A 13,131-nucleotide genomic window follows, 5' to 3' on the forward strand; every position below is an offset into this window, starting at 1 on the left:
GATGAACGAGCTCGATCACACCGAGGGAATCCTGGTGTCGCTGCGACGGATCATCCGCGCCATAGCGATCCATTCGCGGCAACTCGCCACGAAACATCATCTCACCGTCCCGCAGCTGCTCGTGCTCCGCGAAATCCAGCGTGAGAGCGACGTGCCGATGGGGCGGTTGGCCGCGATGGTCAACCTGAGCAGGCCGACGCTGAGCAGCATCGTCGACCGGCTCGTCCGCCGCGAGCTCGTCGCCCGTATCCGGGACGGGCACGATCGGCGGATCGTCCGTGCCCGGCTTACCGGCGCGGGCGAGGAAATCCTCGCACAGGCGCCGCCGCTCCTGCAGGAACATTTCATCGACGAGCTCTCCCGATGCGACGACGCCGGCCTCTCCGCGATCCGTTCGTCGCTCGACAGGGTCGTCATGATGATGGATGCCGGCCGTCTCGACGCGGCGCCGGTCCTCTCCATGGGACATTCGATCGTTGCCGAAGGAGTTGAAGAGAAGATTGGAACTGACTCTCGTAAGGACAGTTGAAGATTTCCCTGGCTGGCTCGACGTCGAGCGCCTCACCGCATTCCTTTACGAGCACCTCAAGCCGTACGAGGATACGCCGGCCGACATCCGGCGCGGGATCGAATACGCGCTCGACGAGGCGCCGGGCCGTGGGGGATTCGTCGTGCTCGCGCACGAGGAGGACGCGCCGCTCGGGGCGGTCGTGATGCTCGAGACGGGCATGGGCGGATACGTTCCCGGCACGCTGCTCCTCTTCGTCGCCGTCCGCCGCGACGCGCGCGGGCGGGGGATCGGCGAACGGATCATCCGCGAGGCGATCGGGCACGCCGACGGTGACGTCAAGTTGCACGTCGAATACGACAATCCGGCGAAGCGCCTCTACGAACGAATCGGATTCTCGAACAAGTACGCGGAGATGCGGTACGGGAAGGCCGGCAGGGGATGAACCGCCTGATCATCGATCTCGAGGCCATCAATCACAACCTGCTCACGATCGATCGATGGGTGCGCGAGTACAACGCCCGCTGGACCGTGGTGACGAAGGTGCTGTGCGGCCACCTCGAGACGCTGAAAGCGCTTCTCGCCGCCGGTGTCCGCTCGATCGGGGAATCGCGGCTCGAGAACCTGGAATCCTTCAGGAAGTACGTTCCCGATCTCGAGACATGGTATCTCCGCGTGCCGAGCCTGTCCTCGGTCGACGAGATCGTCGGCGTCTGCGACGTGAGCCTCAACAGCGAGCTCTCGATCATCAAGGCGCTCGACGACTCGGCCCGGCGGCAGGGCAAGTTGCACAACGTCGTCATCATGATCGAGCTGGGCGATCTCCGGGAGGGGATACTGCCGGGCTCGCTCGTCAATTTCTACAAGAAGGTGTTCGATCTGCCGAACATCCGCGTCGTCGGGATCGGCGGCAATCTCGGCTGTCTCGCCGGCGCGGTGCCGACCGTGGGCCAGTTCGTGCAGCTGCTGCTCTACCGGGAACTCCTCGAGCTGAAGTTCGAGCACCGCCTGCCGCTGATCTCCGCGGGGACGACCGCATCGTTGCCGCTCGTGATCGACAAGTCCCTTCCGCGCGGGATCAACCATTTCCGCATCGGGGAGGGGCTCTTCCTCGGCACAGATCTCATCAACGGCGGATCGCTCCCGAACCTTCGCGTCGACACGGTGGTGCTCGCCGCAGAGATCATCGAGATCAAGAAGAAGAGCCTGGTGCCGATGGGGGAGACGGCGGCCATATCCCCCTTTTCGAACGAGGATGCCGACGATTACGCCCCGGGCCAGCGCGGCTATCGCGCGCTGGTCAACGTCGGCCAGCTCGACACGAACGTCGAGGGCCTCCTTCCCGAGAATCCCGAGCACCGGATCGCCGGCGCGAGCAGCGACATCACCGTCGTCAATCTCGGCGACGACCCGCAGGGCCTGAAGGTCGGCGGCGAGATCCGTTTCCGCATGAACTACGCCGCGCTGCTGCGACTCATGGGAAGCGATTACGTCCGCAAGACGGTGACTCCGCCCCTCGACGAGTTCAAATCCTATCTCGCCTCGGAACATCCACCGACGATCGAGAAGCCGCTCGCCGTGCTCGATATCGACGGCGCCGCGGTCCGCGCGCCCGTGGCGGACCCCGACGCACAGACACGATCCACGACATGACCGGGCGACAGTACGTTCTCTGGGGCATCGTTCTCGCCTACGTCGTCTTCATCTTCGTGAAGGGCGTCTCCAAGGCCCGCAGGATCGGCGACACCGACGATTTCCTCGTCGCCGGCCGCAACGTCGGCTGGTTCTTCCTCTTCTGCACGATGGGGGCCACGGTGATCGGCGGCGGCTCGTCGATCGGGGCGCTCGGCAGGACATACGAGTGGGGCGTGCTGATGCTGCTCGTCTCGACGGGCTGGTATCTCCACTTCATCTTCAGCGGGCTCTTCGTGGCGCCCCGGTTCCGCGACGCCGAGTTGTACACGGTGGCGGGCTTTTTCGGCCACCGGTTCGGCGAGGGGCCCCGCTTCGTCGTCCTTCTCCTTTCCCTGCTCTTCTCGGTCTTCGTGATCGCCGCCCAGATGGCCGCCTTCGGCAGCGTCCTCGCGGCGATTCTCCCGGAGTTCGCCGACGCCGAGAACGTGCTCCGCTGGGCGATCGTCGCGGGGGGCGCGATGGTGGTGGCCTACAGCACGGCCGGCGGTCTTCTGGCCGTCATCTACACCGACGTCTACCAGTTCGTCATCCTGATCCTCGGGTTCGTGGTGACGCTCGCATGGTGCGTGCCCGATATCGTCGCGTCGTGGAGCACGATCCGCGAAACCGTCACGCCGGAATTCTTCAATCCGCATGGGGGCAAGGGGTGGCTTTTCCTCGTCACGACCTTTCTCGCGTTCCTCTTCGGCGAGACCTTCGCGCCGGGATACGCGACGCGGTACTGCGTGGGCAGGGACATCCGGCAGACGAAGATCGGCATCGCGGGCGTCGGCGTCTTCCTCGCGCTGTTCTTCCCCGCCGTCCTCTTCTTCATCGCCCTCTACGCGAGGCTGCATTTTCCCGACATCCCGCCGCAGCAGGCGCTGCCGATGACGGTTCGCCAGCTCAACAATCCGGTCGTCGGCGGGGTCATCATCGGCGCCCTTCTCATGGCGGTGATGTCGTCTGCGGACTCGGCCTTGAACTCGTCCACGGCGATCTTCGTCAAGGACCTGTTCGAGCACCAGTTCAACTGGCGAAACGAGAACGGACGGATGCTCCGTCTCGCCAGGATCTGCTCGGCGGCGCTCGGACTCGCCTCGATCGCAATCGCCGTGTTGTGGTCCGATATCATCGGGCTCCTCCTCTTCACGTACCATCTCTGGGCTCCCGCGATCATCCTGCCGGTCGTCGTCGGCGTGATGAGCGGCGAGCGCTCTCCGCAACTCTCCCGCGACATCCTCGTGACGATGGTCGTGTCGGCGACGGCCACGCTCGTCTATCGCTTCTCTCCCTGGAACACGCCGATCGATCCCGCCGTGGCGGGCGTCCTCGTTTCCTGCGTGGTCTACGCGGCGTTGCGCGGGCGCCGCAGGCTCGTGGGCGTCCCCGTCCGGGATTGATTTCCGCTCGCTTCGCTGTTGCAAATCGCCCGTCGAGGGTGGATACTGGCGTCCTCCGGGGACGGTCGTCGGCGAGGCGGTGACCGGCGGCGCGGGCAACCGGCGAAACGAGGGGGACGAACACGATGAAGAGGACGATCGCGGCAGCGGCGATCATCGCCTGCTGCGTCAACTGCGCGGCCCGCCATCCCGCGGGCGCGCTCCGCGATGTCGACCCGTTCGTCGGTACGGGCGGCCACGGGCACACATTTCCCGGGGCGACCGTTCCCTTCGGGATGGTCCAGCCAGGCCCCGACACGCGGCTGAGCGGCTGGGACGGCTGTTCGGCCTACCATTTCTCCGACGACGTCCTCTACGGGTTCAGCCACACCCACCTCAGCGGCACCGGCTGTTCGGATTACGGCGACATCCTGTTCATGCCGACCGTGGGCGAGCCCGTCCTCGTGCAAGGAGACGGCACGCCGGCCGGACGGGGCTACGAATCGCGATTCGATCCCGGCGCCCAGGAGGCGTCGCCCGGCTACTACCGGGTCCGTCTCGACGACGGCGGCATCACCGCCGAGGTGACCGCGACGCCGCGCTGCGGCATCCACCGCTATCGCTATCCGCCGGACGGCAGGGCGAACGTGATCGTCGATCTCGCGCACCGAGACGAGACGATCGAGGCGGCGATCGAGTTCGTCTCGGATACGGAGATCGCAGGGTACCGCCGATCGAAGGCCTGGGCCGTGGATCAGCGCGTCTTCTTCGTCGCGCGCTTCTCGAGTCCGATCGTCTCCCACGGCGTTCTCCTCGACGGCGCGAGGTGGGACGAGGCGCTCGAGGCGCGCGGCCGCGAGATCGCCGCGTACCTCACCTTCGATCCGGTTCCCGGACCCGGTGCCGAGCGGAAGCGGGCGGAAAGGGGGGCGGCCTCCACGGCCGCCGCGCCGGCCCGGTACCTGCAGGTGGCCGTCGGACTCTCGGCGGTGAGCGTCGAGGGGGCGAGACGCAACCTCGAGAGCGAGACCGCCGGCCGGGATTTCGATTCGATCCGCAGCGCCGCCGCCGCAACCTGGGAATCGGCGCTCTCGAAGATCGAGGTCGAGGGAGGGACGCCGGCCGACCGGCGGAACTTCTATACCGCTCTCTACCACGCGATGCTCGCCCCGAACCTCTACATGGACGTCGATCGGCGCTACCGCGGCCGCGATCTCGCCGTGCACGAGGCGACGGATTTCGACTACTACACCGTCTTCTCGCTCTGGGACACCTTCCGGGCGGCCCACCCCCTCTTCACGATCATCGAACCGGAGCGGACCGTCGATTTCATCCACACCTTCCTCGCACAGCACGAGCAGGGAGGCGCGCTCCCCGTCTGGGAACTGTCGGCGAACGAGACGGATTGCATGATCGGGTACCACGCCGTCTCGGTCATCGCCGACGCGTGGGCGAAGGGCATCCGGGGCTTCGACGAAAACGCGGCACTCGACGCGATGATATCGACGGCCGAGCGCGACTGGCGGGGGATCCGCGCCTACGTCGAGCGCGGCTACGTCCCGGCGGAGGTCGAGGGCGAGTCGGTGTCGAAGACGCTCGAGTACGCCTACGACGACTGGTGCATCTCGCGGATGGCCGCCTCTCTCGGCCGCGAAGAGCCGGCCAGGCGCTTCGCTTGCAGGGCGCAGTCGTGGGCGAACCTCTTCGACCCGCGCTCGCGCTTCATGCGGGCCCGCGTCGAAGGGGCCTGGCGCGCGCCCTTCGATCCGTCCGAGGTCAATGTCGACTACACCGAGGCGAACGCGTGGCAGTACTCCTTCTTCGTTCCTCACGACGTGACCGGGCTGATCGGCATGATGGGCGGTGACGACGCCTTCGCCGCGAAACTCGACAGTCTCTTCGCCGCTTCGAGCGCCATCTCCGGACGAGACCAGCCGGATATCACCGGTCTCATCGGGCAATACGCGCACGGCAACGAACCGAGCCACCACATCGCATACCTCCACGCGTTCGCCGGACGTCCCTGGAGGACGCAGGAGATCGTCCGCCGCATCATGCGCGAGCTCTACAGGCCGCTCCCGGACGGTCTCTGCGGGAACGAGGACTGCGGACAGATGTCCGCCTGGTTCGTTTTGAGCGCGATCGGATTCTACCCCGTCGCCCCCGGCGGCGATCTCTACGTCATCGGCTCGCCGCTCTTCGATCAGGCGTCGGTCGACGTCGGCGGGGGGCGGCGGTTCGTCGTGCGGGCGGAGAACAACGGTCCAGAGAACGTCTACGTGCAATCGGCGACCCTCGACGGCGAGCCCCGGACCGGCCCCGTTCTCCGGCACGGCGAGATCGCGAGTGGAGGAGAGCTTTTCCTCGTCATGGGGCCGGAGCCGAACAGGGAGTGGGGTTCGGCTCCGCCGGACCGGCCGCGGACGGCGATCGACGGCCCGCTCGTCACGCCGGTGCCCTTCGTCGATGCCGGCGAGCGCGTCTTCGTCGATTCGACGACGGTTGTCCTCGGCGTCGCCGCGCCCGGAGCCGCGATACGCTGCGAGATCGGCGACCTGGATGCGGGTCCGGAGTCGTTGCTTCTCGAGAAACCGATCCTCCTTCGTGAATCGTCGGTCGTCTCGGCCGTCGCGCGGGCGCCGGGACGCGAGGAAAGCCTGCCGCTCAGGGCCTCCTTCCGGCGGATCCCGGCGGGCCGTTCGATCACCGTCGCCACGGCCTTCAGTTCACTGTACACGGCCGGCGGGAGCCTCGCCCTCATCGACGGGCTCCGCGGCGCGCGAGATTTCCGCACGGGCCAGTGGCAGGGGTACCATGGCGTCGGGATCGACGCGACGGTCGATCTCGGGAGCGTCCGGCGTCTCGCCGCCGTCTCGATGGGATTCCTGCAGGACGTTGGTGCGTGGATCTTCTTCCCGGCGCGGGTGATTGTTCTCGTGTCGCTCGACGGCGCGACGTTCGTTCCGGCGGGCGAGATCGTGAACGACGCGCCGACGAACGGGGGGGAGCCGACGACCAGGGAGTTCCGCATCGACCTGGAGAAAACCGCGGCGCGGTACGTGCGTCTCGTCGCCGACAACATCGGGTCCTGTCCCGCGGGACATCCGGGGGCGGGGCGCGAGGCGTGGATCTTCGCCGACGAGATAACGATCGAGGAAGCGGAGAACTGACGAGTCGCCCGGTTCGGCGGCGCGGCGGGCGCGAAATCCCGCGCCGCCGGAAGAACGCGAACGGCAAGGAGGTCACATGGTCCGGTTCTCGTATCTCGACTGGTTCTGGCTGTTCGCCTTCGTCGCCTTGATGGTCGGCAGCGGCATCCGCTTCTACCGGCTGGGCAAACGGTCCGAATCGGATTTCTTTCTCGCCGGCCGCGGATTGCCGTGGTGGCTGCCAGCCTCCTCGGTCTACGCCACGCACACGGCGACCGACACCCCGATGTGGGTGTCGGGCGTCGTCTACCGGTTCGGTCTCACGGGACTCTGGTACTCCTTCTACGCCGCGTGGTGCGCGATCAGCGCATTCGTCTCCACGAAGATCTTCCGGCGTTCGCTGGCCTACACGCAGGCCGAGTGGCAATCGCAGCGGTTCGGCGGGCTCAGCGGCGAGCTGCTTCGCGGGTGGGTGGCCGGCTGGCAGGTCTTTCTCAACATGTTCATCCTCGGCTGGGTCGGCATCGCGATGGGGAAGGTCTGCGCATTCGCCTTCGGGTGGCCGCCATGGGTCGGTCTCGTCGTCTTCTCGGTCGTGTGCGCCTTCTACGTCCTCGCCGCGGGGTACTGGGGGGTCGTCATGGCCGATTTCCAGCAGGGGGTGATCGCGTTCATCGTGATCGTGATCGTCTCCCTGTGGGGCGTGCATGCGGCAGGCGGGCCGTCCGGGATCGTCTCGCGCCTGCACGAGCTGGGTGAAGCGGGCAAACTGAATCCCTTCGATTTCACGGGCTTCTTCGCCGGCGATTTCCCCGTCGCATGGTTCCTCACGATGCTCGTCATAGGCATTCTCGGCGGCCTTGGAATGGGAACGGCGATCGACTGGTTCCCCGAGGCGCAGCGGATCCAGTCGGCGCGCACCGTGCGCGACGCCTCGTGGAGCATCTGGGCGGGGTCGGCCCTCGTCATCGTCCGGAACTCGATCTGGGCGGTGGCGATCCTCGGCTTCTTCGTGCTCCACCCCGACCTCACCGAGGTGAAGGATTTCGAGATGGCCTGGTTCCGGATCGGATTCGAGAACCTTCCCGCCGGAATGCTCGGCTTCTTCTTCGCGGCGATCGTGGCGATACACATCTCGACGATCTCGACGCACCTCAATCTCGGCGCCGTCTACATCACCCGCGACCTCTATCACCACTACATCGATCCGAAGGCGAGCCAGTCGCGGCTCGTCGCGGTCGGCCGCATCGGAACGCTCCTGCTGCTCCTGGGTTCGTTCGTCTTCGGCTCCATCATGGAGAACATCACCGAGTGGCTGATCTTCGCCCTCTGGATCATGGCCGCGGGCGTCTGGCTCCCGGGGATCCTGCAGGTCGTCTGGTGGCGGTTCAACGGGTGGGGATATCTCTCCGCGTGGGTCGTCAATCTCGTCTTCTCCTGGCTCGTCGTCTGGGTGCTTCCCGCATTCGGCGTGATTCCGCACCTGCGCGACTACCAGCAGTTCTGGATGCTGATGATGCTCGGGGCGCTCGTCTTCATCCCCGTGACCTTCCTCACGCCGCCCGAGAAGATGGATCGCCTCGTCAGGTTCTACGTGATGAGCCGGCCCGTCGGGTGCTGGGGACCGGTCCGGCGCGAGGCGGAGCGGCGCGGTCTCATCGAAAGGAGGGCGTCATGAGCCCGGCGCGCGGGAAGTGGACGCCGGCCGAGGCCGACGAGTGGACGCGCGAGGACACGATCGCCATCATCCTCTCGCCGATCGTCTACCTCTGTCTCCTCCTCGGCGTGGCGTTGAGCATGCTGCTCGTCCCGGCGGGCTTCGCCATCCTGGCGGCGGGGATCGTCGGGCTGGTCGTTCTCGTCCGACTGATCGACCCGAAGCTCTCGGCGGTCTCGGACGGGTACGAGAGCCGACAGAAGGAATACATCGAGGAACTCGAGAGAAAGGTCCGCTGGGAGGACTGATCCTTTGTGTTCGGCGGCGGCGCCGTCGCCGGGAAAGTGAGCACGATCGCGATGCCGAATGAACTCAAGATGGTGATCGGGATGTCCCTCGCGTACGTGACCTCCTTCGCCGGGCTCGTTCTGGCCTGGGTCGCATGGCGGAAGCACCACCCGAAGGGCGAGGGGGGGGAGGAGCGATGAGCGTTCCGGGCGCGGTGTTCGGCGTCGTCGTGCCGGCGGCGGTCTTCGTCTTCTCCTTCTGGATCACGGACCGGCTCTACCGCCACTTCGCGAGGAAGGAGTGACGCAGCACCCGTCGCTCACGAGCAGGCATCGTCCCGTGCATGTGCGGAGGGTGTCGCACGGCGTGAAGCGATCGGTCAACCCCGGTATCTCCTCGAGGAAGACGACTGGATGGGGGGCGGGTTCCCGCGACTCGGCCCATCTCCGGATCCGTCCGAAATGCTCGATGTACCCGACTTCCAGTTCGATATCCGGCCGGACCTCTTCCGCGTAATGCAGGTAGAAGAGCACGATCATCTCGTACCAGTTCCCGGTCACCAGGCTGCCGTCGGGCGCCGACGCGAGCACCGCCTCCCCGAAGGTCCTCGCCGTGCCGTATCCCCGCAACGAGGGAAACGCGCCGGTCATGCGCGGCCCGATCTCCAGCGGCATCCGCCAGCGGGCCGGGAACGCGTCGGAGCGCTCGGCCGCCACGCGCAGGAGGTGAGCGGGCACGACGACGAGGACGACCGCGATCATCGCCGTTACCAGGGCCGCCGTGCGGTGGCTTTTTCCTCGAAGATGCCCGACGAGGGCGGCGATGCCGAACGCGACGAGGATCGCGTTGCCGATCGCGACGGGCAGGCTGTAGACCGGCATCAGGTGGAGCGCTCCGTACAGGAGAACGAAGACCGCCGCCGCCGCCGTCATGGCGAAAACGAGCGCCAGGCGGCGATCACGGGAGCGGCGGGCGGACACGATGCCGATCAGCACGAGAACCGGCGCGAATATCCCGTAGTGATAGACATATTCGATCGACAGGAGATGGGCGAGATTCCGGGCGATCCCCCTCGGATCGAACAGGTAATGCTGCATCCTCGCCTGCGTGCCCAGCAGCAGCCACGAGAGGCGTTCCCACGGTTCGTCGAAGGTGCCGGAAGTGAGGCCGTACTGGCCGGCGTCCGCGTCGATCGTGTACGCGAGATAATTCAGCGGGTGGGCGCCCGCGTCGATCCACGCGGCGTACAGGTAGGGCGTGAGGCCGACCGCGAGACCGATCGCCGCGATGCCGGCGCGAACGAGGCGCGAGCGTCCGGACAGGGGTGAGAAGAGCAGCAGCCACGACCACAGGACGAGGAGAGGCGGGGCGAACGAGATGTGCGATACGAGGGCGAATCCCGTGAGCACCGCGGTGAGGCCGTAGGCGCCACGCGAGCCGCTTCTGAAGGCGCGAAGCGCCGACAGGAGGACGGCGAGGAAAACGAACACGGCGAGACTGTAGACCTCCGCGCGGATCGAGAACCACCAGACGGTAAAGGACATCCCGTAGACGACCGCGCCCGCGACGGCGGCCGTCGCCGACAGGCCGAGTTCGATCAGCACAAGGCCGAGCATGGCGACGGCCACGCCCCCGAAAAGGCAACTCATGCAGTTCATCCGGCGGGCCGGGTTGCCCGGGAGCATGCGGCCGAGACACCTGCCGACGATGACGTAGAGCGGATAACCGGGCTGGTGGGCGATGCCGCCGACGGCGCCGAGCGTTTGGAACTCGCCGCTGTCTCCGAACAGCGGGCCCGGCGCGGCGAAACAGACGTACAGGCAGGAAAACAGAGGAAACAGGGCGAGCACGACGATACGGCCCCGTCGCGCGCGGATCATGCGATCATCTCCCCTCCGGACCGACGCGAGTTGACGACCATGGCGAGACGCCGCGCGCCGGCGGATACGCATCAATCATCGCCGACCAGGATCCAGATGCATTATATCAAATAATTGTTCCCTATCGCAAGATGGAATACGGAGAAAGGCAATTATTCGCCCGCATTGGCTTGTAGTTACACGCGTGGTCGCGAAACCGCGCATATTTTTCTCCAAAAGAATATCGCTCTTGTGAGAGTCGCGGGCTGCCGAAAACGCAACTCCCTTGCATGACAGGAAAAATATACTTGAACGCCCGGCCGCGCCATGCTATCCTGACGGCACATCGCTGAAAGCGTTTCTTTATATCTGACGGATTCGGCGGTTCATCTCCTGGGGGCTACAGATATACCTTGGCGCCCGTCTGCTCTCCGGTCGCGGAGGCGGCGGGCCGTTCTTTTATGCGGGAGGGGACAATGAAGCAGTCCAGTCGCGCTGCCATCCTGCTCCTGTCGCTGCTGGTGACGGGGATCCCGGCGAAGAGCCAGGTGACGATCGTCAAGGACGTCGTCGCGTGCGGAGGCGGTCAGACCGACGGCGCGTCATGGACGATCGGGCACACGGTCGGTCAGGGCACGATCGGTCTCGTCACGACGACCGATCACCGGCACGGGATCGGCTTCTGGCATCTGCCGTGGGTGTACGTCACCGGCGCCGGGGAGGCCGACGAAACGCCGCTCGCATACCGGCTCTACCAGAACGTTCCGAATCCGTTCAACCCGCGTACGTACATCCGTCTCGACATGCCGCGGCCCTCGCGCGTGACGGTGCGGATCTACGACGTGACGGGTCGGCTCGTCATGACTGCCCACGACGGGGCGCTCGGGGCCGGAACGCACGAGATCCCCGTTCGCGCATCGGATCTTGCGACTGGCGTCTATTTCTACCGCGTCATCGCCGGCGGGTTCGCGGAGACGAGAAAGATGGTCGTGCTCCGCTGACCGGGCACGGCCAGGCTGCATTGCCGACAGGAGGGGATATCATGAAACGTATCGCGACGCTCGCCTGCGTCATGCTGGCGATATCCGCCGCCGTATCCACCGCGCAGGTGCCGAGGAAGATCTCCTACCAGGGAGTGCTGAAGGCGAGCGACGGCATCGTCGCCCCGGAGGGCGACTACACCTTCGAGTTCCGCATCTGCACTCTCCCGTCGGGCGGATCCGTTCTCTGGACCGAGACGCAGGTCATACACGTCGCGGCGGGGATCGTCGACGCGACGCTCGGGACGGTCACGCCTCTTTCACTGGATTTCGAGGACGAGTACTGGCTCGCCGTCGCCGTCGACGGAGGGGCGGAGATGGCGCCGCGCACCCGCCTCACCGCGGCGCCCTACGCGATCTGCTCCGAGGCGGTGCTCGGCACGACGAACGTCTTTCCCGCGGGCGGAAACGTCGGGGCGGGAACCACGGCGCCGTCGGCCGATCTGCACGTCTACAATGACATCGACGGGACGACGAGCGTCAGGATCGAGAACCCGAACGCCGGATCGTCGTCGGTCGAGCGGCTCGATTTCACCGACGAGAACGGTTCGGTCTGCGGGATCGCCGTCTTCGACGAGGGACACCCGTCGTACGCGGGCCGGATGAACATCTTCAACAACCGCCCCGGTGGATCGATGCACCTCATCGCCGGCGGCGGCGGTGTCTCGATCGCCGATGACGGCAAGGTCGGCGTCGACCGCGCCGATCCCCTCGAACAGCTCGACGTCGACGGCGCGATCCGCATCGCGTCGACGTCGTCGGGCAACGCCGGCACCATCCGGTGGACGGGATCGGATTTCGAGGGCTACGACGGGTCGAGCTGGCACTCGCTCACCTCGGGCGGTACGGGGGGCGAACTGCCGCCGGGCGCGTGGAAGCAGACGCTCTACCACGACGGGTCCGACTGGGTCGCCTCGAGTTCGCTCGTGAACGACGGAAGCGACATCGGGATCGGCACGACCGATCCGGCCCATCCCCTGCACGTCGTCTCGCCGGAGATCCGTCCGGTGAAGATCGAGGGGACGGCTGGCGGCGCCTGGGCGCTTCTCACGATCGACGCGGCCGGCGTCGGATCCGCGCCTGGCATCGAATACCAACGCGAGGGAGTCACGAAGGCCTACGAATACGTCGACCCGGGAGACGACTACCGGCTTTTCCTCGGCGGATCGGTCCGTCTGACCGTCGAGGACACCGAGGGGAACGTCGGGATCGGCGTTTCGGCGCCGGACGCCCCGCTGCACCTGGCTGGCCTCCACTGGGATCTCGACGCCACCGAGGGCGACCTCAAGATCGGCGACAGCGTCTGCCGGCTCAAGATCGGCATCGCAACGGGCGGGATGGGCGCCGGCTCGGCGGGGATCCGCGTCCAGGGGGGCCTGCAGCGGCTCCTGCTCGGGGCCGGATCCGAGGAGATCGTGGAGATCACGACGGGAGGGCGGGTGATGATCGGGTCCGATCACCTGAGCGGCGATCTCGACCTGTACCGCGACGGCGTCACCGCGCCGGTGCTGACGCTCGGCTCCGACGTGAACGGCGGCCGGCAGGTCGTCACCGACGAGAACGGCAACATCGCC

The 13,131-nt window shown here is 66.5% G+C and carries 10 protein-coding genes; 9 read left to right on the forward strand and 1 reads right to left on the reverse strand.

The features are described 5' to 3' along the window. The first annotated feature begins 1 nt into the window (after position 1). The 7 genes from JW876_07715 (at position 2) to JW876_07745 (ending at position 8,678) form a co-directional block, all read left to right on the forward strand. Entirely contained in the window at positions 2 to 529 is a 528-nt protein-coding gene (locus tag JW876_07715; protein ID MBN1885392.1) for a MarR family transcriptional regulator, read from the forward strand. Further along, positions 489 to 953, forward strand: a complete 465-nt coding sequence (locus JW876_07720) for a GNAT family N-acetyltransferase (GenBank protein ID MBN1885393.1) — start codon at positions 489 to 491, stop codon at positions 951 to 953. The genes JW876_07715 and JW876_07720 overlap by 41 nt, the downstream gene beginning before the upstream one ends. After that, positions 950 to 2,161, forward strand: a complete 1,212-nt coding sequence (locus JW876_07725) for an alanine racemase (protein MBN1885394.1) — start codon at positions 950 to 952, stop codon at positions 2,159 to 2,161. Before JW876_07720 ends, JW876_07725 begins: the two co-directional genes overlap by 4 nt. Beyond that, positions 2,158 to 3,585 carry a sodium:solute symporter family protein gene (locus JW876_07730; protein MBN1885395.1) on the forward strand — a complete coding sequence of 476 codons (1,428 nt, stop codon included), beginning with the start codon at positions 2,158 to 2,160 and terminating at the stop codon, positions 3,583 to 3,585. The genes JW876_07725 and JW876_07730 overlap by 4 nt, the downstream gene beginning before the upstream one ends. A gap of 125 nt (positions 3,586 to 3,710) precedes the next feature. Continuing rightward, entirely contained in the window at positions 3,711 to 6,734 is a 3,024-nt protein-coding gene (locus tag JW876_07735; protein MBN1885396.1) for a GH92 family glycosyl hydrolase, read from the forward strand. Between the two features lie 76 nt (positions 6,735 to 6,810). Continuing rightward, positions 6,811 to 8,391 (forward strand): sodium:solute symporter, encoded by a 1,581-nt coding sequence (locus JW876_07740; protein MBN1885397.1) that lies wholly within the window; start codon positions 6,811 to 6,813, stop codon positions 8,389 to 8,391. Beyond that, positions 8,388 to 8,678 (forward strand): hypothetical protein, encoded by a 291-nt coding sequence (locus JW876_07745; protein ID MBN1885398.1) that lies wholly within the window; start codon positions 8,388 to 8,390, stop codon positions 8,676 to 8,678. The genes JW876_07740 and JW876_07745 overlap by 4 nt, the downstream gene beginning before the upstream one ends. A gap of 243 nt (positions 8,679 to 8,921) precedes the next feature. On the opposite strand, the gene JW876_07750 is transcribed toward JW876_07745, so the two are convergent. Continuing rightward, positions 8,922 to 10,538 carry a DUF2723 domain-containing protein gene (locus tag JW876_07750; GenBank protein ID MBN1885399.1) on the reverse strand — a complete coding sequence of 539 codons (1,617 nt, stop codon included), beginning with the start codon at positions 10,536 to 10,538 and terminating at the stop codon, positions 8,922 to 8,924. A gap of 455 nt (positions 10,539 to 10,993) precedes the next feature. Between JW876_07750 and JW876_07755 the strand changes: the two genes are divergently transcribed. Both JW876_07755 and JW876_07760 read left to right on the forward strand, forming a co-directional pair. Continuing rightward, positions 10,994 to 11,518 (forward strand): T9SS type A sorting domain-containing protein, encoded by a 525-nt coding sequence (locus JW876_07755; protein ID MBN1885400.1) that lies wholly within the window; start codon positions 10,994 to 10,996, stop codon positions 11,516 to 11,518. 41 nt (positions 11,519 to 11,559) lie between these two features. Further along, positions 11,560 to 13,131, forward strand: a 1,572-nt coding sequence (locus tag JW876_07760) for a hypothetical protein (GenBank protein ID MBN1885401.1), incomplete at its 3' end; no start/stop codon positions are given.

Source organism: Candidatus Krumholzibacteriota bacterium, assembly GCA_016931295.1.
In the GTDB taxonomy this organism is placed as follows: Bacteria; Krumholzibacteriota; Krumholzibacteriia; order Krumholzibacteriales; family Krumholzibacteriaceae; genus JAFGEZ01.

What these genes read in the sequence shown, in the direction of transcription:
- JW876_07755 (MBN1885400.1), top strand. Translation starts at nt 10,994, where the DNA reads ATGAAGCAGTCCAGTCGCGCTGCCATCCTGCTCCTGTCGCTGCTGGTG.
- JW876_07735 (MBN1885396.1), top strand. Translation starts at nt 3,711, where the DNA reads ATGAAGAGGACGATCGCGGCAGCGGCGATCATCGCCTGCTGCGTCAAC.
- JW876_07740 (MBN1885397.1), top strand. Translation starts at nt 6,811, where the DNA reads ATGGTCCGGTTCTCGTATCTCGACTGGTTCTGGCTGTTCGCCTTCGTC.
- JW876_07725 (MBN1885394.1), top strand. Translation starts at nt 950, where the DNA reads ATGAACCGCCTGATCATCGATCTCGAGGCCATCAATCACAACCTGCTC.
- JW876_07730 (MBN1885395.1), top strand. Translation starts at nt 2,158, where the DNA reads ATGACCGGGCGACAGTACGTTCTCTGGGGCATCGTTCTCGCCTACGTC.
- JW876_07750 (MBN1885399.1), bottom strand. Translation starts at nt 10,538, where the DNA reads ATGATCCGCGCGCGACGGGGCCGTATCGTCGTGCTCGCCCTGTTTCCT.
- JW876_07715 (MBN1885392.1), top strand. Translation starts at nt 2, where the DNA reads ATGAACGAGCTCGATCACACCGAGGGAATCCTGGTGTCGCTGCGACGG.
- JW876_07745 (MBN1885398.1), top strand. Translation starts at nt 8,388, where the DNA reads ATGAGCCCGGCGCGCGGGAAGTGGACGCCGGCCGAGGCCGACGAGTGG.